The sequence below is a fragment of the uncultured Pseudokineococcus sp. genome (assembly GCF_947499845.1).
Lineage (GTDB): Bacteria > Actinomycetota > Actinomycetes > Actinomycetales > Quadrisphaeraceae > Pseudokineococcus.
On sequence record NZ_CANMPM010000009.1, the window covers coordinates 105,679 to 126,393 of the forward strand.

Sequence of the window (20,715 nt, forward strand, 5' to 3'; positions counted from 1 at the left end):
CGGCGGCACCCGGACCCGCCGTCCGCCGCGACGGCGGGCCCGGGGAGACGGAGGAGACCACCGTGGCGAAGGACGCCAGTCCCCCCCAGCAGGCCCCGACCGCGCCGCCCGACGGCCACGTGCCGTCCCACCCGGTCGACGCGCCGCGGCGCCGCAGCGCCGGTCGCGACCTGCGCGCGGCCATCCCGGTCGGCCTCGGCCTCGGCGCGGTCGCCCTCGCCTCGCTCCTGCTGCTCAAGGACTCCTTCCTCGTCCTCGTCGTCGTCGCCGTCGCCGTCGCGAGCGCGGAGGTCAGCACGGCCCTCGCCGCCCGGCACCTCGCGGTGCCGCGCGCGCCCGTGCTCCTCGGCGGCGCCCTCGTCCTCGTCGCCACCTACGTCGTCGGGCCGGGAGCCGGCCTCGTGGTCCACGGGCTGGCCTGCCTGGCCGTCCTCGTGTGGCGGGTCGCGGAGGGCCGCGACGGCGCGGTGCGCGACGTCACGGCGGGCGTTCTCGTGCTCTCGTGGCTGCCGCTGCTCGCCGCCTTCGCGCTCCTGCTGCTCGCCGAGCCGGACGGCGCCGCCCGCGTCCTCGTCTTCGTCGCCGCCGTCATCTCCAGCGACGTCGGCGGCTACGCGGCGGGGGTCCTGCTCGGGCGGCACCCGCTCGCGCCGTCGGTCAGCCCCAAGAAGTCGTGGGAGGGCCTCGCCGGCTCGATGGCGCTCTCCCTCGCCGTCGGCGCGGTCCTCGTCGTCGTCCTGCTCGACGGGCCGTGGTGGGCCGGGGTCGTGCTCGGCGCGCTCGTGGGGGTGACGGCGACCTTCGGCGACCTCGCCGAGTCGATGCTCAAGCGCGACCTCGGGATCAAGGACATGGGCTCCACGCTGCCGGGCCACGGCGGCGTCACGGACCGCCTCGACTCCCTGCTCGTCACGGCACCGGTCGCCTGGCTGGTGCTCTCGCTCCTGGTGCCCGCGACGTGAGCGCGCACCCCGACGGGCCCGCGGCCGGCGGTGAGGACGCCCTCGTGCTGCCGCCCGGCCTCGTGCTGCACCTCGTGCGCCACGGCCGCCCGCTGGTCGACCCCTCGCGCGAGCCCGCCACGTGGGGTCTGGACCCCGAGCACACCGACGGCGTCCGCGCCCTGCGGGCCAGCGGCGCGCTGCCGCTGGGGGCGCGGTGGGTGAGCTCGCAGGAGCCCAAGGCCCGCGAGACCGCCGCCCTCCTCACGGGCTCGCCGGTGGTCGCCGACGCCGACCTCGGGGAGCAGGCCCGCCCCGCGGGGTGGCTCGACGACTACGCCGTGCGCATCCACCGCTCGCTCGTCGTCCAGCACGCGCCCGCGGCGCCCGGGTGGGAGACGGCGGAGAGCACCCGGGAGCGCGTCGTCGCCGCCGTCCGCCGCCACGTGGAGGAGGCGCGGCGCGAGGGCGACGTCGACCTCGTCCTCGTGGGCCACGGGACGGCCTGGACGCTGCTCGTCGCGGCGCTGACCGGCAAGCCGGTGGACCTCTACGCCTGGGAGCGGCTGCAGCTGCCCGACACGTGCGCGCTCACTCGCGAGGGCCTCGTCCGGCGCTGGGGCACCTGGCGCGGCTGACGCCGAGGAGCGCGGTCGCCGTCGGCGAGCGTGGGCACCCCGCCCGTCGTGCGACCCTGGAGGGGCCATGCCTCCCGCACCCGGTCAGCTGACCTTCACCGCCCCGCGCCGCGGCAAGCCGCCGCGCCACCTCGCCGACCTCACGGGCGAGGAGCGCGCCGCCGCCGTCGCCGAGCTCGGGCTGCCCGCCTTCCGCGCGAAGCAGCTGTCGACGCACTACTTCGAGCGCCTCGTCACGGACCCGGCGCTCATGACGGACCTGCCGAAGGGGCGGCGCGAGGAGCTCGTCGCCGCGCTGCTGCCGACGCTCCTGCACCCTGTGCGGGAGCTGGAGGCCGACGGCGGCGCCACCCGCAAGTCGCTGTGGCGCCTGCACGACGGCGCGCTCGTCGAGAGCGTCCTCATGGAGTACACCGGCCGGACGACCCTCTGCCTGTCGAGCCAGGCCGGCTGCGGCATGAACTGCCCCTTCTGCGCCACCGGGCAGGCGGGGCTGACGCGCAACCTGTCGACGGCCGAGATCGTCGAGCAGGTGGCCGCGGCGGCGCGGTCGCTGGCCGCCCGCGCCGGCGACGCGGGGCCCGAGGGCGTGCAGCGGGCGCTGCGCGTGAGCAACGTCGTCTTCATGGGCATGGGCGAGGCGCTCGCCAACTACAAGGCGGCCATCGCGGCGGTCCGACGGATGGTCGCCCCGGCGCCCGAGGGGCTGGGCATGTCGGCGCGCGGCATCACGATGTCGACCGTCGGGCTCGTGCCGGCCATCGACAAGCTGGCCGGCGAGGGCATCCCCATGACGCTCGCCCTCAGCCTCCACGCCCCCGACGACGAGCTGCGCGACGAGCTCGTGCCCATCAACACCCGCTGGAAGGTGGGGGAGGCGCTCGACGCCGCCCGCCGCTACTTCGAGGCCACGGGCCGTCGCGTCTCCATCGAGTACGCGCTCATCCGCGACGTCAACGACCAGGCGTGGCGGGCCGACCTCCTCGGCACGGAGCTCAACCGCCGCGGGCGCGGCTGGGTGCACGTCAACCCCATCCCGCTCAACCCGACGCCGGGGTCGCGCTGGACGGCGTCGGACCCGCGCGTCGAGCGGACCTTCGTCGAGCGCCTGCGGGCCCACGGCGTCCCCACGACCGTGCGCGACACCCGCGGCCGCGACATCGACGGCGCCTGCGGGCAGCTGGCCGCTGCCGACCTCGAGCAGCCCCGCCAGGGCGCCGGCGCGCCCGTCGAGCTGGGTCTGCCCGCGACGACGCCCGCGGGCTGAGGCCGCACCGCGGCGGCCCTCCGGCCGGGGCGCCGGCGGGGCGCCTCACCGGCCGCGCCGCCGGGCTCTGGCAGAGTCGCGGCGCGTGAGCAGCTTCCCCCGCGCCAGCCGGGTCGCGCGCGGCTACGACGTCGACGAGGTCGACGCCTTCTTCGCGCAGGCCCGGCTCGCCTACGAGCGCCTCGGCGGGAGCGTCCCCGGCCCCGAGGCCAGCACCGGGTCGGGCAACGGCTCGGGCACCGGGTCGGGCGCCGCGGCGTCGGGCGTGCCGGCGGCGCGCGCGGGGACCCCGCTGGACCTCAGCGCCCTCGACGTCCGTGAGGCCTCCTTCCCCCTGGCCCGGCACGGCTACGACGTCGCCGCCGTGGACGCCGCGCTGGCCCGCCTCGAGGACGCGGTGGCGCGCCACGAGCGCGAGGTCCTCGTCGCCCGGTCGGGGCGCGAGGGCTTCCTCGAGGAGCTGGCGGGGCGCGCGCGGGTCGTCACCGCCCGCCTGCGGCGCGAGGACGGCGACCGCTTCGCGCGCGCGGGCGGGCTCCACCGGGGCTACCACGTGGGGGACGTGGACGCGCTGTGCCGCCGGCTGCGCGGCTACTTCGACGACGGCGAGGCGCTGGCGGTCGACGACGTGCGCACCGCCGTCTTCCGCAGCCGCCGCGGGCGGCGCGGCTACGCCGAGGCGCCCGTCGACGCGCTGCTGGCGCGCGCCGTCGAGGTCATGGTCACGGCGCCGGACTGATCCGCGCCGTCGCGCCGTCGCGCCGTCGCGCCGCGGCCCGGCCCGGCGGCCGGCCCCAGGCGCCCGGTCCAGGCGTCCGGTCCAGGGGATCGGGTCAGGCGCCCGGCTCGGGGACCCGGCCGAGGACGAGGTCGACGGCGATCGCCAGCACGACCCGTCGCGGGTTCTCGCGGGGCACCCGGTAGCGCTCGGCGTAGCGCCGCTCGCCCTCCTCGACGGCGTCGGGAGCGTCGAGCACGCGCACGGGCCCCTCGAGCGTCAGCCAGCGACCGCCGTCGACCTGGCACACGGCCGCGCGCCCGCCGCGGCGGGCGGCGCGGGCCTTGACCGAGTCGCCGGAGGTGATGACGCGCGCGAGGTGCGCCTCGTCGTCCCAGGTGAAGCCGACGGGGACGACGTGGGGGCTGCCGTCGCGGCGCAGCGTCGTCAGCGTGGCGAGGTGCCGCTCGGCGAGGAAGGCCAGCACGTGCGGCGGCAGCGCGGTCGGCTCGACGCCGGAGAGGGAGCTCACGGGCCGAGCCTGCCAGGCGGCCCCGCCCCGTCGGCTCCCGGTCGAGCGGTGCGCCGAGGTCGCGGTGGGCGGCGTCCTCGGCGCACCGCTCGCGCCGACCCCCGGGCCCGGGGGCGATGCGCGGCGCCAGCAGCGGCGGCGGGCCAGGATGGCGCCATGACGACGCGAGAGCCGGTGGGGAGCCCGACGGCGGGCGGAGCCTGGGAGGCGGCGCACCGCGGGTCGCTGGAGGACCCGGAGGGCTTCTGGCTCGACGCCGCGCGCGCCGTCCGGTGGATCCGGCGGCCGGAGACGGCCCTGGACCCGGCCGCCGACGAGGCCGAGGGCGCCGCCCTCCCGCGGTGGTTCCGCGGGGCGACGCTGAGCACGGCCTACAACTGCCTCGACCGCCACGTCGTCGCCGGGCGCGGGGACGACGTGGCGCTCGTCCACCACAGCGCGTACACCGGCGAGCGGCGGACCCTGACCTACGCCGAGCTCCTCGACCAGTCGGCCCGCCTCGCGGGCGCGCTGCGCGCGCTCGGCGTCGGGAAGGGCGACCGCGTCGTCGTCTACATGCCCATGGTCCCCGAGGCCGTCGTCGGGATGCTCGCCTGCGCCCGCATCGGCGCCGTGCACTCGGTCGTCTTCGGCGGCTTCGCGGCCGCCGAGCTGGCGGCGCGCATCGACGACGCCCGGCCGGTCGTCGTCCTCACCGCCTCGTGCGGGCTCGAGCCGACGCGCGTCGTCGAGTACATGCCCCTGCTCGAGGCGGCGCTGGAGCGCGCCGAGCACGCGCCCGCCCACTGCGTCGTCCTCCAGCGGCCGCAGGCCACGGCGACGCTCGTGCCGGGGCGCGACCTCGCGTGGCGCGACGTCCTGCGCCCGGGCGCCGCGCCGCCCGCCGAGTGCGTCGAGGTGGCCGCCACCGACCCCCTGTACGTGCTGTACACCTCCGGGACGACGGGACGGCCGAAGGGCGTCGTGCGCGACCACGGCGGGCACGCGGTCGCGCTGTCGTGGTCTGTGCCGAACCTCTTCGGCCTCGCGCCGGGCGACGTGGTGCTCACGGCCAGCGACGTCGGGTGGGTCGTCGGCCACTCCTACATCGTGTACGGGCCGCTGCTGGCGGGCTGCACCACGGTGCTCTACGAGGGCAAGCCGGTCGGCACGCCGGACGCGGGGGCCCTGTGGCGTGCCGCCGCGGAGCACCGCGCGGCCGTCGTCTTCACGGCGCCGACGGCGGTGCGGGCGATCCGTGCGCAGGACCCTGACCTCGCCCTGGCGGCGGAGCACGACCTCTCGGACCTGCGGGCGCTCTACCTCGCCGGGGAGCGGCTGGACCCGGACACGTGGGCGTGGGCGGGGGAGCGGCTCGGCGTGCCCGTCGTCGACAACTGGTGGCAGACCGAGACGGGCTGGCCCATCGCCTGCTCGCCGCGCGGGCTGCAGGACCTGCCGCTCAAGCCCGGCTCGCCGTCCGTGCCCTCCCCCGGGTACGACCTGCGCGTCCTCGACGCCGAGGGCCGCGAGGTGCCGGCGGGGGAGGAGGGCGCCCTCTGCCTGCGCCTGCCCCTCCCGCCGGGGACGCTCGCCGGCGTCTGGGGAGGCGACGAGCGGCTCCGGGCGTCGTCGCTCGCCGCCCACCCCGGGTACTACACGACCGGTGACGGCGGCTACGTCGACGAGGACGGGTACGTCCACGTCCTCGGGCGCACGGACGACGTCATCAACGTCGCGGGGCACCGGCTGTCCGCCGGCCAGCTCGAGGCCGCCGTCATCGGGCACCCCGACGTCGCCGAGTGCGCCGTCGTGGGAGCGGCGGACCCGCTCGTGGGCCAGGAGCCCCGGGCGCTGGTCGTGCTCGCCAAGGACGTGACCACACCGCCGGAAGAGGTCGCGGCTCAGGTCGTCCAGCGCGTGCGCGACGAGGTCGGCGCGGTGGCGCGGCTGCGGCGCGTCGACGTCGTCGCGGCGCTGCCGAAGACCCGCTCCGGCAAGGTGCTGCGCAAGACGCTGCGGGAGATGGCCGACGGCGTCGAGCCCGTGGTGCCGGGCACCATCGAGGACCGGTCGGTGCTCGACGGGCTGCGGGACGTGCTGCGCCCGTAGGCCGGGTCGCCGCTGCCGCTGGCGGTCGGGTCGAGCGGGGAGGAGGACGGCCTCCCGCGTCGGGGGCGACAGCCGTGTCGAACACGTGTTCGAGCCGTTGTCAGTGGTCGCCCCTACGGTCGTGGGTGTGGAGGACGAGGCGGTGCCGGGGCCGGAGGCGGGGGTGCCCGACGCCGTGCCGGGCGCCGCGCACGAACCGGTCTCCGGTGCTGGCGCGGTGCCCGCGCTCGCGGCGTTGCGGTCGGCCCTCGAGGCGGGGCGTTCGGCGGTGGCGGGGCTTGGGCTGTGGGCGGTGGCCACCGCGGACCTGCGGGCGGTGCTGGCCGAGCTGGAGTCGCTGGTGCGCGTCTCCCAGGCCGCGGAGGTGGTGGTGCTGGGGGAGGTCGCGGCCCGGGGTGAGGCGCTGGTGCCGGGCGGTCTGACGCCGGGCGAGCGGGCCGTCCTCGCGCGGTCGCGGGCGGGTGACGGTCGCGGTGAGCTCGCGGGGGTGCTGGGGGTGCATCCCGCGACCGCAGCCCGCCGGCAGGCCACCGTCGCCTACGTCACCGGTTCCGGGCTGCCCGCCCAGCGGGTCGCCCGCACGGGCGGGCGCGGCGCCGGGCTGGGGGAGGGCACCGCGACGGGCGCCGCGCTGGCCGCGGGGCTCCTCAGCGCTGAGGCCGCGGACGTCGTCGCGGGGACGGTGCTGGACCTGCCCGAGCACTACGGGCCGGCAGGACGCGCGGCGGTGGAGCGGGTGCTCCTCGCCCACGCTCCCGAGGTGCCGTTGACGGTGCTGCGCCACCACGCGGCGGGGCTGCTGGCCCGCGCCGAGCTGTCCGAGGCCGGCGACGACGCCCCGGTCGAGGGCGGTGACCTGCTGGGGCGGCGGGAGGAGCGCGCGCACCGGCGCCGGGAGCTGTACTGCTCGCCCGACCTGCACGGCACCTGGCACGTGCGGGGGCGCCTGGCCCCCGAGGCCGGCGCGACCCTGATGACCGCGCTGGAGGCCCTCGCCGCCCCGGAGCCGTCGGGGGAGGGTGGCCCGGACCTGCGGTCGGCGGCGCAGCGCCGCGCCGACGCCCTCGTGGCCCTGGCGGACAAGGCCCTGTCGGCACCACCCGCCAGCGAGCAGGGCCTGCCGAGCGAGGGTGGGGCGCGGGCGCGGGTGGTGGTGACGATGGACCTGTCCGCTCTCAGCGGGGCCGTGCAGGGCACTGGTCTGATGGTCGACGACGCGCCCCTGTCGGCGGGGGCGGTGCGGCGGTTGGCGTGCGACGCCGAGGTGGTGCCTGCGGTCCTGGGGTCGCGGTCGGAGCCGTTGGACGTGGGCCGGGCGGCGTACACCGTGACCCCGGCGCAGCGGCGGGCGCTGGCGATCCGTGACCGCGGGTGCATCGCCCCGGACTGCGGCGCCCCCGTGAGCAGGACCCAGGCCCACCACGTCGTGCACTGGGCCGACGGCGGCCCCACGGACCTGTCCAACCTGGCCCTGGTGTGCGGGCACGACCACCGACGGGTCCACGCCGGCGCCCTGGTCGCCCACCTCGTCGACGGCCGCCCCGTCATCACCCGCGCCGGCGACCCACCCCCGACCACCGCCCCTCCACCCTGGCGGGCGCGCCTGGAAGACCTCGCCCACGAGCTCCGCCCGGTCGTCGAGCCCGGCCGTCCGGACGAGCCGGGGGACCCCGCGTCGCCCGGCGACCCTGACGACCCTCGCGACCCCGACGACCCTCGCGACCCCGACGACCCTCGCGACCCCGACGACCCTCGCGACCCCGACGACCCTCGCGACCCCGACGGCCCCCGCGACCCCGACGACCCGTGAGCCCGGCGCCGGGTCGGGGCGGCCCCGCCGGGGCGGCGTCGGCGGCACCAGCGCGCCCTGGCGGGCTGGCGGCCCCGGGTGCAGGGTCGAGGAGGCGGCCACCCCCGTCGCCGCGAGCCGTCCCCGAGGGAGAGCGATGAGCACGACCACCACCGGTGCGAGCAGCGACGCGGCGCAGCGCGAGCGGGACGTCGTCGGCGCTGTCGCCACGGGCCTGCTCGTGGGCGGCGAGCGCGTCGAGGGCGGCGACGGCCGGACGATCGACGTCGTCGACCCCTCGACCGAGGAGGTGCTGGCCTCCGTGGCCGACGCGACGCCGGAGGACGGGCAGCGGGCGCTCGCCGCGGCGGCGGCGGCGCAGGGCGAGTGGGGCCGCACCCCGCCGCGCGAGCGCGGGGAGGTGCTGCGCCGGGCGTGGGAGCTCGTCACCGCGCGCGTCGACGACCTCGCCCTCCTCATGACGCTCGAGATGGGCAAGTCCCTCGCCGAGTCGCGCGCCGAGATCGCCTACGCCGCCGAGTTCTTCCGGTGGTTCTCCGAGGAGGCCGTCCGCGTCGACGGCCGGTGGTCGACCTCGCCCGACGGCGCCACCCGGCTGCTGACGATGCGCCAGCCCGTCGGGCCGTGCCTGTTCGTCACGCCCTGGAACTTCCCCATGGCCATGGGCACCCGCAAGATCGCCCCCGCGGTGGCGGCGGGCTGCACGATGGTCGTCAAGCCCGCCTCGCAGACGCCGCTGACGATGAGCGCGCTCGCCGACGTCCTCGCCGAGGCGGGCCTGCCGGCCGGGGTGCTCAACGTCGTGACGACGTCGCGCACCGGCGAGGTCGTCGAGCCGATCGTGCGGGACGGGCGCCTGCGCAAGCTGTCCTTCACCGGGTCCACGCCGGTGGGGCGCACGCTCGTCGAGCAGTCGGCGCAGCAGCTGCTGCGCACGTCGATGGAGCTCGGCGGCAACGCGCCGTTCCTCGTCTTCGACGACGCCGACATCGACGCGGCCGTCGACGGCGCGATGCTCGCCAAGATGCGCAACGTCGGGGAGGCCTGCACCTCGGCCAACCGGTTCCACGTCCAGCGCGGCGTCCTGGAGGAGTTCACCCGCCGGCTCACCGAGCGGATGGCGGCCCTCGTCGTCGGGCGGGGCACCGAGGACGGCGTCGACGTCGGGCCGCTGATCGACGAGCGGCAGCGGGGCAAGGTCGAGGAGCTCGTCGGCGACGCCGTCGACGGCGGCGCGCGCGTCCTCACCGGCGGCGAGCGGACCGGCGGGCGCGGCTACTTCTACGCGCCCACGGTGCTCGCGGACGTCCCGGCGTCGGCCCGCCTGCTCCGCGAGGAGGTCTTCGGGCCGGTCGCGCCCGTCGTCGCCTTCGACAACGAGGAGGAGGGCGTGGCGCAGGCGAACGACACCGAGTACGGGCTCGTCTCCTACGTCTACACGCGCGACGTCGGCCGGGCCCTGCGCGTCTGCGAGCAGGTCGAGACCGGCATGGTCGGGCTCAACCAGGGCGTCGTCTCCAACCCCGCCGCGCCCTTCGGCGGCGTCAAGCAGAGCGGCTTCGGCCGCGAGGGCGGCCGCGAGGGCATCGACGAGTACCTCGAGACGAAGTACGTCGGCATGACGATCTGAGCCGCCGACCGGCCGGGGAGCGGGTGGGCCCGCTCGCCGGCCCCGAGCCGCCCCGCTGCCGCGAGCTCCTCAGCGGCGCGCGAGGACGTGCCAGGTCGGCCGGGTGCGGTGCAGCCAGCGCGGCACGAGGTCGTCGCGGGCGGGCTCGACGTGCTCGAGCGACCATCCCGGCAGCGACGCCCGGAGGTCCCCGGCGTCGAGCCCGCGCGGCAGCGGGGGGAGGCGCCGGGCGGGCGCCCAGGCGAGGACCGCCAGCAGGGCGCCCGGCTCCGTGACGGCGTCGAGCCCCCGCGCCACCGCGGCGCGGTGGGCGGCGCCGAGCCCGTGGAGGCAGCCGACGTCGAGGACGGCCCGGAAGTCCTCCTGGCCGGCCGGCGCCGGCCCGACGAGGTCGAGCCCCGTGAGGTCGCCGACGTCGCCCCGGACGAGGCGCACCTCGACGCCGGCGTCGCGCGCCCGCCGCCGGGCGGCGGCCAGCGCGCGGGGGACGTCGTCGACCCCCGTGACGGCCCAGCCGCGCCGGGCCAGCTCGGTCGCGTCCGCACCGGTGCCGCAGCCGAGGTCGAGCGCGCGCGGCGCGCTTCCGCTCGCGCCGGCGTCGGGGCCGAGACGCTCGTCGAGCAGGTCGACGCCCTGGCGGCCGGACCGGGCCCAGGGCACCGCCCCGACCGCGAACATCGCCGTGAAGACCGCGCTCACCAGCGCCTCCCGCCCTCGGGCCGGACCGTCCGACCGCTCCGGGCCGAGACTGCCACGCGGGCACCTCCGCGGGCTCGCGCCCCGGCGGCGAGGGGCCTGGTCGGGTGCTCCGCCCGCCGACCCCTGCAGCGGCCGCGCGTGCGGTCGATGGCGAGGGGGTGACCGTCTTCTCCCCCCGCGACGAGCGGGCGTCGCTGCGCGCCCTGCGGGCCGTCCTGGTCCTCGCCGCCGTGGTGCTCGGCGCCTACACGGCCCTGCGCCCTCCGCCGGGGTGGACCCTGTGGGCCGTCGCCGGGGTGGTCCTGGTGCTGCTCGCCGGGTCGGCGGCGCTGGCCGTCGCCCCGCACCGGGTGCCCCGGTGGGTCCACGGCGCGGTGCCGCTGGCCTCCGTCGGCCTCGTGGCGGGCCTCGACCTGCTCACCCGCGACGCCACGACGGCCGGGCAGGTGTTCTTCCTGCTCCCCGTGCTCGTCGCGGCGACCCACCTGCGCCCGGCCGGGGCGTGGGTCGTCACGGCGGCCGCCGTGGTGGGGGAGGTCGTCACGACCGCGTCCCTCCTGCCGCTCGAGGAGGCGCTCACCGACAGCGCCTACCTGGCGGCCGTCGCGGTCGCGCTCACCGGGGTCCTCGCCCGTGCGCACCACCGGACCGACGCCCTCGTCGAGGAGCTCCGCCGCCAGGCGGCCGTCGACCCCCTCACGGGCCTCGTCACCCGCCGCGTGCTCGACGACGCGGCGGCCTGCGCGCTGACGTCGGCGGACGCCGACGCGGGCACGGCCCTCGTGCTCGTCGACGTCGACCGCTTCAAGGCGGTCAACGACACGCACGGCCACCCGGTGGGCGACGCCCTGCTCGTGCACCTCGGGCGGCTGGTCCACGAGGTGGTGCCCGCGTCGGCCGTCGTCAGCCGGCTCGGCGGCGACGAGCTGGCCGTCCTGCTCCCCGGGACGAGTGCGCGAGACGCCCTGCGGTGCGCCCGGGAGGTCGTCGGGCGGGTGCGGGACAACCCCCTCGTCACGGGACCGTCGACGGGCGCGCGCGTCGCGGCGACCGTCAGCGTGGGCGTCGCCCACGCGCCCGAGCACGCGCAAGACCTGCCGGACCTGTACCGCGCGGCGGACGCGGCCCTCTACCGCGCCAAGGCGGCGGGCCGGGACGGCTTGGCGCCGGCCGAGCCGCCCGGTGCGCCGGCACCGCCCCCGGCCCTGCGCCGTCCGCGGGACGGTGCCGTCGCACCCGTGCCCCGGGCCTGAGGCGCGTCCCGGCCGATCCCGTGGCCGACCCCGCGCCTCAGGAGGGCTCGACCGGGTGGACCCCCACGCGCGGGCCCTCCCCGAGCGGGCGCTGGTACCAGGCGACGTCGCGCCAGGCCCCGAGCTTCCAGCCCGCGCGGGCGAAGGTGCCGACGGGGGCGAAGCCGAGGGTCGCGTGCAGCGCCTGGCTGGCCGGGTTGGGCAGGGCGACGACGGCCGTCGCCGTGAGCAGCCCCCGCCCGGCGAGTCGCTCGAGCAGCGCGCCGTAGAGGAGCCGGCCGAGGCCCCGGCCGGTGGCCCCCGGCGCGAGGTAGACGGTCGTCTCGCACGTCCACCGGTAGGCCGGGCGGGGCCGGAAGGGCGTGGCGTGGGCCTCGCCGACGACCTCGTCGCCGTCCACGAGCACCAGCCAGGCGTGCTCGTGCTGCGACGCCACGATGCGCCGCGCCGTCTCGGCGGCGTCCGGCGGCTCGGTCTCGAAGGTCGCCGCCGTGGTGAGCACGTACGGGGCGTACAGGGCGGCGCAGGCCGCGGCGTCCTCGACGGTGGCGTCGCGGACGAGGGCGTCGCCGCCCTCGGGGCCGGGCACCTCTCGCGCCACCGACCTCGGGCGGGCGGCCGCCCGGCGCTCGGGCGTCCACGGCGCGCCCCCCTCAGCCACCCGGGCGCGCGAGGGACGCACCGGTCCTGCGGGCGGCTCGTCGGCAGGGTCGCTCACGACGCGGTGCTCGTGCAGGAGGTCCGTGCCACGGGGCAGAGCCTGCCGCGGCACGGACCTCCGGCGCGAGGTGCCTAGGACGCCCGTGCGCAGGGCCCCGGTGTCAGGACGCCGAGGCCACCTCGTACGTCTCCCGCGCCTGCGCGCCGAAGTAGGGGCCGTACATCGTCGTCGGGTCGACGACGTAGCCGAAGCTGTTGAGCGAGGTCGCGGTCCCCGTCCCCGTGGCCTCGTCGAAGCCCGAGTACCAGGGCCCGCCGCTCGAGCCGCCCGTCATCGCGCACGTGAGGCCCTGGTCGGCGCTGCCGCCCAGGGTGTCGGGGCGCGCCGTGCCGCTGCAGAACTGCAGGCTCTCGCCGTCGTAGGGCGCCGCGGCCGGGTAGCCGAAGGCGTGCGTGCGCTCGCCGCGCGGCTGGCCGAAGGCGATGCCCTGGGCGCCGACGACGTCGGCCAGCGGCCGCCCCGCGACGGGGGACAGCACCGCGAAGGCCACGTCGAAGTCCAGGTCCTCCGACGCCTCGTACTGCGGCGTCGTCACGAGCGCCCGGGCCGTCCAGACGCCGTGCGGGGCGGCCCCCTCGTCGTAGCCGGGGACGAAGACGAAGTTCGTCGCGTACTCGCCCTCGCCGTGGACGCAGTGGCCGGCCGTGAGGACGGCGGACAGGTTGTCCGCGGCGACGGAGCTCGCGGAGCACACGTAGTCCGCCCCGCCGAGGGTGAAGAAGACCTTGCCGGTCGTGTCGACGACCTGGCCCCCACCCGCCCAGGGGACGCCGGTCGCGTCGGCCGTCGGGGCGGCGAGCAGCCCGCCGGCGGCGCGGCCCGCCGCGCCGGTCAGCCCGTCGACCACCTCCGGCGTCCCGGCGAGCACGTCGCCCGCCGCGCCGGCCGCGCTCTCGAGGTGGCGCCGGGCGTCGGCCCGCTCGACCAGCGAGGAGCCCGGCGTCGCCCCCTCCATGCGCTCCGGCGTCCAGTAGTCGGCCACGGCCCGGCGCTGGTCGGCCGTGTCGACGCCCGTCGCGGCGGCCCCCGCCACCGGGGCCGCGGGCGCGCCGGTCACGGCCGCGGCGGAGACCGGGGCGCCGAGGAGCAGGGCCGCGAGGCCCGCGCCGACCGCTGCCCGGGACCGGCGGGGGGAGGAGGTGCGCTGCGTCATGGGAGAGGCCCTTCCGACGTGCTCGCTGAGGGGCGGCCCCGACCGCCGGGTCGTCCGGACCCGGCCGCCGCGCGGGAGCGCCGCTGGGCCGTCGACGCTAGGTCGAGGACGTCCCGGCCGGAACCCCAGGTCACGGAACGATCACGCCGTCACCCGATCGAGTGACCCGTCCGCGGCCGTCGCCCGGCGTCGCGACGTCCGCCCAGCGTGCTCGCGGGGAGCCGTCAGACGGCGGTGGCACCATCGCGGCGTGAGCTCCCCGACGTCACCGCCGACCAGCGGGCCGCGACGCGTCGTCGTCCTCGGCTCCACCGGCTCGATCGGCGTCCAGGCGCTCGAGGTCGTGGCCTCCGCGCCCGAGCGCTTCCGGGTCGTCGCCCTGGCGGCCGGCGGCTCGGACCCGGCACTGCTGGCCCGCCAGGCCGTGGCCGCCCGGGTCGAGCACGTGGCCGTCGCGGACGAGCGCGCCCTGCCCGCGCTGCGCGAGCACCTCGCCGACGCCGCCCGGGCCGCGGGCCTCGGCGGCTGGGCCCCCTCCCTCGACGCGGGCGAGGGTGCGGTCGAGCGGGCCGCGGCGCTGCCCGCCGACGTCGTCCTCAACGGCATCACGGGCAGCGTCGGCCTGGCGCCCTCCCTCGCCGCGCTCGAGGCCGCGGCCCCCGGTGGCCCCGCCGAGGGCGCCGTCCTCGCCCTCGCCAACAAGGAGTCCCTCGTCGTCGGGGGGCCGCTCGTGCTCGCGGCCGCCGCCCGGGCCGGCGGGATGGCGCGGGCCGTCGTGCCCGTCGACTCCGAGCACTCGGCGATCGCCCAGTGCCTGCGCGGAGGGCGCGCCGACGAGGTGCGCCGACTCGTCCTCACCGCCAGCGGCGGGCCCTTCCGCGGCTGGAGCCGCGAGCGCCTCGAGGGGGTGACGCCCGAGCAGGCCCTGGCGCACCCGAACTTCGCCATGGGCCGCGTCATCACGACGAACTCCGCCACGCTCGTCAACAAGGGCCTCGAGGTCGTCGAGGCGCACCTGCTCTTCGGCGTCCCCATGGAGCGGGTCGACGTCGTCGTCCACCCCCAGCAGCTCGTGCACTCGATGGTGGAGTTCGTCGACGGCGCCACGCTGGCCCAGGCCTCCCCGCCGAGCATGCTCATCCCCATCGCCCTCGGCCTCGGGTGGCCCGACCGCGTCGTCGACGCCGGGCCCGGCTGCGACTGGACCCGGGCGCAGTCCTGGGACTTCGAGCCCCTCGACGACGACGCCTTCCCCGCCGTCCGCCTCGCCCGCGCCGTCGGGTCCGCGGGCGGCACCGCGCCCGCGGTCTACAACGCCGCCAACGAGGAGTGCGTCGAGGCCTTCCTCGCCGGCCGCACCCGCTTCACGAGCATCGTCGACACCGTCGCCCGGGTCGTCGAGGAGTCCGCCGCGGCGCCCGACGTGGCGGGCGGCACGACCGCCGACGAGCTCGCCCTCGACGACGTCCTGGCCGCCGAGCGCTGGGCCCGCGCCCGCGCTCGCGAGGTGCTCGCGCCGGACGCGGCGGGGGCGCGCCGGTGAGCGCCCTGCCGGTCCTGGCGTCCGCCGCCGAGGGCTCCGGGCTCACCATCACCTGGGGCCCGGGCGCCGTCGCCCTCGTGGTCCTCGGCGTCCTCGTCTTCGCCCTCGGGCTCGCCGCGTCCATCGCCCTGCACGAGGTCGGCCACCTGCTGCCCGCCAAGCGGTTCGGCGTCAAGGTGACCCAGTACATGGTCGGCTTCGGCCCCACCGTCTGGTCGCGCCGGCGCGGGGAGACCGAGTACGGCGTCAAGGCGCTCCCGCTCGGTGGCTACATCCGCATGGTCGGCATGTTCCCCCCGCGCCGCGGCGAGGACCCCTCGGTCGTCCGCGAGTCCTCCACGGGCATCTTCCAGACCCTCGCCGACGACGCCCGCCGCCTCTCCGCCGAGGAGGTCGGCCCCGAGGACGCCCACCGCGCGTTCTGGCGCCTGCCCGTGGCGAAGCGCGTCGTCATCATGCTCGGCGGCCCGGCGATGAACCTCCTCATCGCCGTCGTGCTCCTCGGCGTGCTGACCACGACCATCGGCACGGCCTTCGCCCCCACGACGCGCGTCGGCGCCGTCAGCGAGTGCGTGCTGCCCGCGACGTCGACCGCGACCGCCTGCCCCGCCGACGCGCCGCCGACCCCCGCCGCCGCGGCGGGCGTGCTGCCCGGCGACGAGGTCGTCGCCTTCGACGGCCGCCCCGTCGACGGCTGGGACGCGCTGCGCGCCGACATCCGCGACGCTGCCGGCCGCGCCGTCCCGCTCGTCGTCGAGCGCGACGGCCGGCAGGTCGACCTCACCATCACGCCGATCGCCACGCAGGTGCCGCAGCTGGACGCGGGCGGCGCCCCCGTCGTCGGCGACGGCGGCGCGGTGCTCACCGAGGAGGCCGGCTTCGTCGGCATCACGCCCGTGCAGGAGCGCGCCGCCCAGCCCGTGACCGCGGTCCCCGGCGTCGTCGCCGACCAGGTCGTCGCCGTCGGCCGCGTCGTCCTCACGCTGCCGCTGCGCATGGTCGAGGTCGCGCAGGCGGCCTTCGGCAGCGCGCCGCGCGACCCCGAGGGCCCCATCGGCATCGTCGGCGTCGGCCGCCTGTCGGGGGAGTTCGCCGCCATCGACCAGTTCGACGTCACCGACCGCGTCGCCGGGCTCCTCGGCGTCCTCGGCGGGCTCAACGTCGCCCTCTTCGTCTTCAACCTCGTCCCGCTGCTGCCCCTCGACGGCGGCCACGTCGCCGGCGCCCTCTGGGAGGGCTTGCGCCGCCAGGTGGCGCGCCTGCGCCACCGCGCCGACCCCGGCCCCGTCGACGTCGCCCGCGCCATGCCGGTCGTCTACGTCGTCTCCGGCGCGCTCGTCGTCATGTCGCTGCTCCTGCTCTACGCCGACGTCGTCCGGCCCATCTCGCTGCTGGGCTGAGCCCGACCTCCGGACCGTCCGCGCGGCTCCTCGCCGGGGGCGGTGGTCGCGCGCGCGGGCTGCTGGGTGAGGTGCCGGGGTGGTCCGTGGTCGTCGCGTGGTCGGGAGGGCGCGACCCGGGTGCCTCCACGGGCACTGGCTGCGCGCGCGGCCGGGGCTCACGCCCCGGCCACGCTGCTCGCCTGACGTGCCCGCGGAGCCACCCGGCCCGCACCCCGTGTGCGTCACCGCATCCCCGTGACCGGCGCCCTGGCCGGGTGGACGAGCGTGCGAGCGTCGAGCGGTGGGGGCTCGGCGGGCACGTCAGGCAGCGCCCGGACCACCGCGGCGGGCGACCACCGGGCGCGTCGCCAGTGCCCGTCGAGACCCCGGCGGTCGGCGCGGACCCAACCGCCCGACATCGACCCCGAGGAGGCGGGCACGCCCTCGCGAGCGGTCCGCGGCCGGGGGGATACTCGGGACATGAGCCCCTCGGTGCCCGTGTCCCTCGGCATGCCCGCCCCTCCGCCGCCGGTGCTGGCGCCGCGGCGCAAGAGCCGCAAGATCAAGGTGGGGACGGTCGACGTCGGCGGGGACGCGCCCGTGAGCGTGCAGTCGATGACGACGACGCCGACGACCGACATCAACGCGACGCTGCAGCAGATCGCCGAGCTGACCGCGACGGGCTGCGACATCGTGCGGGTCGCGTGCCCGAGCCAGGACGACGCGGACGCGCTGCCGGCGATCGCCCAGAAGTCGCAGATCCCGGTGATCGCGGACATCCACTTCCAGCCGAAGTACGTCTACGCCGCGATCGACGCGGGCTGCGCGGCGGTCCGGGTGAACCCCGGCAACATCCGCAAGTTCGACGACCAGGTGGGCTCCATCGCCAAGGCGGCGAAGGACGCCGGCGTGAGCATCCGCATCGGCGTCAACGCCGGGTCGCTCGACAAGCGGATCATGGAGAAGCACGGCAAGGCGACGCCCGAGGCGCTCGTCGAGTCGGCCGTGTGGGAGGCGTCGCTGTTCGAGGAGCACGACTTCCACGACTTCAAGATCTCCGTCAAGCACAACGACCCCGTCGTCATGGTGCGCGCCTACCAGCTGCTCGCCGAGCGGGGCGACTGGCCGCTGCACCTCGGGGTCACCGAGGCCGGCCCGGCGTTCCAGGGCACCATCAAGTCGGCGACGGCGTTCGGGGCGCTGCTGTCGCAGGGCATCGGCGACACGATCCGGGTGTCGCTGTCCGCGCCCCCGGTCGAGGAGGTCAAGGTCGGCGCCCAGATCCTCGAGTCGCTGAACCTGCGGCCCCGCAAGCTCGAGATCGTGTCGTGCCCGTCGTGCGGGCGCGCCCAGGTGGACGTCTACACGCTGGCCGACCAGGTGACGGCCGGGCTCGAGGGCATGACCGTGCCGCTGCGCGTCGCCGTCATGGGCTGCGTCGTCAACGGGCCGGGCGAGGCCCGCGAGGCCGACCTCGGCGTGGCGTCCGGCAACGGCAAGGGGCAGATCTTCGTCAAGGGCGAGGTCATCAAGACCGTGCCGGAGGACCAGATCGTCGAGACGCTCATCGCCGAGGCCGAGCGCCTGGCGGAGCAGATGGGCGAGCCCGCGGGCGAGGCCGCCGGGCCGGCCGCCGCCGGGGCGCCGACCGTCAGCGTGGGCTGAGCGTGCCGCTGCGCTCGTCCACCCGCACGCTCCTGCGGGGCCTCGCCGTCACCGACCACGTCGTCGACGTCCCGCTGCGGTGGGACCTGGGGGAGCGGGGCGGCCCCGGCCGCCCCGTCCCGCCGTCGGGCCCCGTGCCCGCCGACGACCCGGGGCCGACGCTGCAGGTGCTGGCCCGCGAGGTGGTCGACGTCCGCCGCGAGGGCGAGGACCTGCCGCTGCTGCTCTTCCTGCAGGGCGGCCCCGGGGGCAAGAGCCCGCGGCCCGTGCCCGGCCAGGGGTGGCTGGCGCGCGCGACGCGGACGCACCGCGTCGTCCTGCTCGACCAGCGGGGGACGGGGCGGAGCACGCGCGTCGACGCCTCGCGGGCGGCCGAGCTCGGCGCGGGCACGCCCGAGGGCGACGCCGCGCTCGCCGAGCACCTGCGCCACCACCGGGCCGACGCCGTCGTCGCCGACGCCGAGCACGTGCGCCACGCCGTCTACGGCGGCCGGCGCTGGGAGAGCCTGGGCCAGAGCTACGGCGGCTTCGTCACGCTGACCTACCTGTCGCGGGCGCCGCACGGCCTGGCCGCCTGCTACGTCACCGGGGGCCTGGCGGGCCTGACGGCGACGGCGGACGACGTCTACGCGGCCACCTACCCGCGCGTGCTCGACCGGAACGCGCGCCACCTGGCCCGCTTCCCCGGGGACGCGGACCTGCTCGACGCGCTCGCCGACCGGCTGGACGCCGAGGACGTGCGCCTGCCGTCGGGCGACCGGCTGACGACGCGCCGCCTGCAGTCGCTCGGCATCGCGCTCGGGCGCGGGGACGGGTCGGACGACCTGCACTGGCTGCTCGACGAGGCGTTCCGCGACGGGCCCGGCGCCGCGCCGGACGGGCCGCTGGCGCCGTCCTTCCTCGCGGCCGTCGAGGAGCGCACGAGCCACGCCGACGGGCCCCTGTACGTCGTGCTGCACGAGTCGATCTACGCGCAGGGGCCGCTGCTCGGGCAGGGGCCGACCGCGTGGGCGGCGCAGCGGCTGCTGCCGCCCGAGCTGGAGCCGTCCGCGCGCCACCTCGGCCTGCTGGGGGAGATGACCTACCCGTGGCAGGTGGAGGAGACCGCGGCCCTGCGGCCCTTCCGCGGCGCGACCGAGCTGCTCCACGCGGCCGACGACTGGGGCCCGCTCTACGAGCCCGAGGTGCTGGCCGCGAACGAGGTGCCGGTGGCGGCGCTGGCCTACCACGACGACCTCTACGTCGACGTCGACATCTCCCTGGCCACCGCCCGGGCGCTCGGGCGGTGCGACGTCTGGGTCACCAACGAGTGGCAGCACGACGGCCTGCGGGCCAGCGGCGGCGCCGTGCTCGACCGTCTGCTGGCGTCCGTGGCCGAGCGCGGGGGCCCGCTGGCCTGAGGTCCGCGCCGACCGCGACCGGCGCTGCGCGTCCGGCGCCCCGCCCCGTGCGCGGCCCGACGTCCTGCGCGTCCCGGCCGGGTGTCCTGCGCTGGCCCCGGCGAGGTGGTGGGATGAGGCCGTGCTGCGGACCGGGGCGAGGGTGCTCGACGACGCCGACCGGGACGAGCTGCTCGAGCTGTGCGACCGCGACCCGGTGGCCAACGTCTTCGTCGCCGGGCGCGTCGAGGCGGCGGGGCTCTCCCCGCGGCGCCTCGGCGGGGAGGTCTGGGGCCTCGGGTCCCCCGGACGGCTCGAGGCGGCCTGCTGGTCGGGCGCCAACCTCGTCCCGGTCGAGGCCGACGAGCGCGCGGTCGACGCCTTCGCCGCTCGGGCCCGCCAGCAGGGACGGCGGTGCTCGTCGATCGTCGGGCCCGCGGACGCGGCGCTCGGGCTGTGGGAGCGGCTGACGCCGTCCTGGGGGCGCGCGCGGGAGGTCCGGCGCTGCCAGCCGCTGCTCGTCCTCGACGGGCCGCCCGCCGTCGCGCCCGACCCGCTGGTGCGGCGCTCGCGGTCCGAGGACCTCGACGTCCTCGTCCCGGCCTGCGTGGCGATGTTCACCGAGGAGGTCGGCTACTCGCCGGTCGCGTGGGACGGCGGTCGTGCGTACCGCGCGCGGGTCGCCGAGCTCGTGACCGCCGGGCGCTCCTTCCTGCGCCTGGACGCCGGCGAGGGGAGCGCTCTGCACCCGGTCGTCGACGGTGAGCCGCTGCCGACGCCTCGGCGGGTGCGGACGGCCTTCAAGGCGGAGCTCGGCGCCGTGTCCTCGCGCGCCGTGCAGGTGCAGGGCGTGTACGTCGACCCGGCGCTGCGCGGGAAGGGCCTGGCGGCGCCGGGGACCGCCGCCGTCGTCGCCCTCGCCCGCGAGGCCTCGCCGGTGGCGGTGAGCCTGTACGTCAACGACTTCAACACCGCGGCGGTGGCGGCCTACCGCCGCGCCGGCTTCTCCCGCGCCGGGACGCTGGCGACCGTCCTGTTCTGAGGGGGTCGGCGCCCGCGGCGCCCGCGGCGCCCGCGGCGCCCGCGGCGCCCGCCGGCTGCGGCCCGCCGAGGCCGCCCGCAGCACCTCGCCCCGGCCGCTCGGGCGGAGCCGGGGGCGGCCGTGTCGCGCGAGGCGGCCCGGGCACCCCCAAACCACCCTGCGCACTGCTCCGAACGAGATGCAGTTGTGACCATCAGACGTCCGGCGAGCACGGTCAGTGAGCGGTGGGCGAGCGCAGGGGCCTGGGGGGC

Annotated in this window: 17 protein-coding genes; 13 read left to right on the forward strand and 4 right to left on the reverse strand. The window is 77.9% G+C overall.

Annotation, left to right across the window (positions count from 1 at the left end):
• Window positions 1-62: 62 nt before the first annotated feature.
• The 4 genes from Q0789_RS10350 (at window position 63) to Q0789_RS10365 (ending at window position 3,585) form a co-directional block, all read left to right on the forward strand.
• Entirely contained in the window at window positions 63-962 is a 900-nt protein-coding gene (locus tag Q0789_RS10350; protein WP_298804828.1) for a phosphatidate cytidylyltransferase, read from the forward strand.
• Window positions 959-1,579: a histidine phosphatase family protein gene (locus Q0789_RS10355; protein WP_298804830.1), complete on the forward strand. Its 621-nt coding sequence runs from the start codon at window positions 959-961 to the stop codon at window positions 1,577-1,579. Before Q0789_RS10350 ends, Q0789_RS10355 begins: the two co-directional genes overlap by 4 nt.
• A gap of 67 nt (window positions 1,580-1,646) precedes the next feature.
• Window positions 1,647-2,846 (forward strand): 23S rRNA (adenine(2503)-C(2))-methyltransferase RlmN, encoded by a 1,200-nt coding sequence (gene rlmN, locus Q0789_RS10360; RefSeq protein ID WP_298804832.1) that lies wholly within the window; start codon window positions 1,647-1,649, stop codon window positions 2,844-2,846.
• Window positions 2,847-2,931: 85 nt separating this feature from the next.
• Window positions 2,932-3,585: a DivIVA domain-containing protein gene (locus Q0789_RS10365; protein ID WP_298804833.1), complete on the forward strand. Its 654-nt coding sequence runs from the start codon at window positions 2,932-2,934 to the stop codon at window positions 3,583-3,585.
• A 94-nt stretch (window positions 3,586-3,679) separates the two neighbouring features.
• On the opposite strand, the gene Q0789_RS10370 is transcribed toward Q0789_RS10365, so the two are convergent.
• On the reverse strand, window positions 3,680-4,096 hold the full coding sequence (locus Q0789_RS10370; protein WP_298804835.1) for a TIGR03618 family F420-dependent PPOX class oxidoreductase: 417 nt from the start codon (window positions 4,094-4,096) through the stop codon (window positions 3,680-3,682).
• A gap of 156 nt (window positions 4,097-4,252) precedes the next feature.
• Here Q0789_RS10370 and Q0789_RS10375 point away from each other — a divergent pair, with 156 nt between their 5' ends.
• From Q0789_RS10375 to Q0789_RS10385, 3 genes are all read left to right on the forward strand, one after another.
• Window positions 4,253-6,187 carry an AMP-binding protein gene (locus Q0789_RS10375; RefSeq protein WP_298804837.1) on the forward strand — a complete coding sequence of 645 codons (1,935 nt, stop codon included), beginning with the start codon at window positions 4,253-4,255 and terminating at the stop codon, window positions 6,185-6,187.
• Window positions 6,188-6,314: 127 nt separating this feature from the next.
• Window positions 6,315-7,997 carry an HNH endonuclease signature motif containing protein gene (locus Q0789_RS10380; protein WP_298804839.1) on the forward strand — a complete coding sequence of 561 codons (1,683 nt, stop codon included), beginning with the start codon at window positions 6,315-6,317 and terminating at the stop codon, window positions 7,995-7,997.
• Between the two features lie 136 nt (window positions 7,998-8,133).
• Entirely contained in the window at window positions 8,134-9,627 is a 1,494-nt protein-coding gene (locus tag Q0789_RS10385; protein WP_298804841.1) for an NAD-dependent succinate-semialdehyde dehydrogenase, read from the forward strand.
• A gap of 69 nt (window positions 9,628-9,696) precedes the next feature.
• Here the strand turns inward: Q0789_RS10385 and Q0789_RS10390 are convergent, their stop codons facing one another.
• Window positions 9,697-10,326 (reverse strand): class I SAM-dependent methyltransferase, encoded by a 630-nt coding sequence (locus Q0789_RS10390; RefSeq protein WP_298804842.1) that lies wholly within the window; start codon window positions 10,324-10,326, stop codon window positions 9,697-9,699.
• A 158-nt stretch (window positions 10,327-10,484) separates the two neighbouring features.
• Between Q0789_RS10390 and Q0789_RS10395 the strand changes: the two genes are divergently transcribed.
• On the forward strand, window positions 10,485-11,579 hold the full coding sequence (locus tag Q0789_RS10395; RefSeq protein WP_298804844.1) for a GGDEF domain-containing protein: 1,095 nt from the start codon (window positions 10,485-10,487) through the stop codon (window positions 11,577-11,579).
• A gap of 37 nt (window positions 11,580-11,616) precedes the next feature.
• On the opposite strand, the gene Q0789_RS10400 is transcribed toward Q0789_RS10395, so the two are convergent.
• Both Q0789_RS10400 and Q0789_RS10405 read right to left on the reverse strand, forming a co-directional pair.
• Complete coding sequence (locus tag Q0789_RS10400; protein ID WP_298804846.1) at window positions 11,617-12,297, reverse strand: GNAT family N-acetyltransferase; 681 nt, start codon at window positions 12,295-12,297, stop codon at window positions 11,617-11,619.
• Between the two features lie 103 nt (window positions 12,298-12,400).
• The gene (locus Q0789_RS10405) at window positions 12,401-13,453 is read right to left on the reverse strand and encodes a hypothetical protein (protein ID WP_298804848.1); all 1,053 of its coding nucleotides are present in this window, start codon (window positions 13,451-13,453) and stop codon (window positions 12,401-12,403) included.
• A gap of 250 nt (window positions 13,454-13,703) precedes the next feature.
• Between Q0789_RS10405 and dxr the strand changes: the two genes are divergently transcribed.
• From dxr to Q0789_RS10430, 5 genes are all read left to right on the forward strand, one after another.
• Complete coding sequence (gene dxr, locus Q0789_RS10410; RefSeq protein ID WP_298804851.1) at window positions 13,704-14,996, forward strand: 1-deoxy-D-xylulose-5-phosphate reductoisomerase; 1,293 nt, start codon at window positions 13,704-13,706, stop codon at window positions 14,994-14,996.
• A 47-nt stretch (window positions 14,997-15,043) separates the two neighbouring features.
• Complete coding sequence (locus tag Q0789_RS10415; protein WP_366917714.1) at window positions 15,044-16,396, forward strand: site-2 protease family protein; 1,353 nt, start codon at window positions 15,044-15,046, stop codon at window positions 16,394-16,396.
• A 492-nt stretch (window positions 16,397-16,888) separates the two neighbouring features.
• A complete protein-coding gene (ispG, locus tag Q0789_RS10420) occupies window positions 16,889-18,043 on the forward strand; it encodes a flavodoxin-dependent (E)-4-hydroxy-3-methylbut-2-enyl-diphosphate synthase (protein ID WP_366917715.1) in 1,155 nt (384 codons plus the stop codon).
• A 2-nt stretch (window positions 18,044-18,045) separates the two neighbouring features.
• Complete coding sequence (locus Q0789_RS10425; RefSeq protein WP_298804856.1) at window positions 18,046-19,443, forward strand: alpha/beta fold hydrolase; 1,398 nt, start codon at window positions 18,046-18,048, stop codon at window positions 19,441-19,443.
• A 121-nt stretch (window positions 19,444-19,564) separates the two neighbouring features.
• Entirely contained in the window at window positions 19,565-20,464 is a 900-nt protein-coding gene (locus Q0789_RS10430; protein WP_298804859.1) for a GNAT family N-acetyltransferase, read from the forward strand.
• The last annotated feature ends 251 nt before the right edge of the window (window positions 20,465-20,715 follow it).

Excerpts from the sequence above, each read along its gene's own strand:
- rlmN (WP_298804832.1), top strand. The coding sequence starts at position 1,647 with ATGCCTCCCGCACCCGGTCAGCTGACCTTCACCGCCCCGCGCCGCGGC.
- Q0789_RS10375 (WP_298804837.1), top strand. The coding sequence starts at position 4,253 with ATGACGACGCGAGAGCCGGTGGGGAGCCCGACGGCGGGCGGAGCCTGG.
- Q0789_RS10385 (WP_298804841.1), top strand. The coding sequence starts at position 8,134 with ATGAGCACGACCACCACCGGTGCGAGCAGCGACGCGGCGCAGCGCGAG.
- Q0789_RS10405 (WP_298804848.1), bottom strand. The coding sequence starts at position 13,453 with ATGACGCAGCGCACCTCCTCCCCCCGCCGGTCCCGGGCAGCGGTCGGC.
- ispG (WP_366917715.1), top strand. The coding sequence starts at position 16,889 with ATGCCCGCCCCTCCGCCGCCGGTGCTGGCGCCGCGGCGCAAGAGCCGC.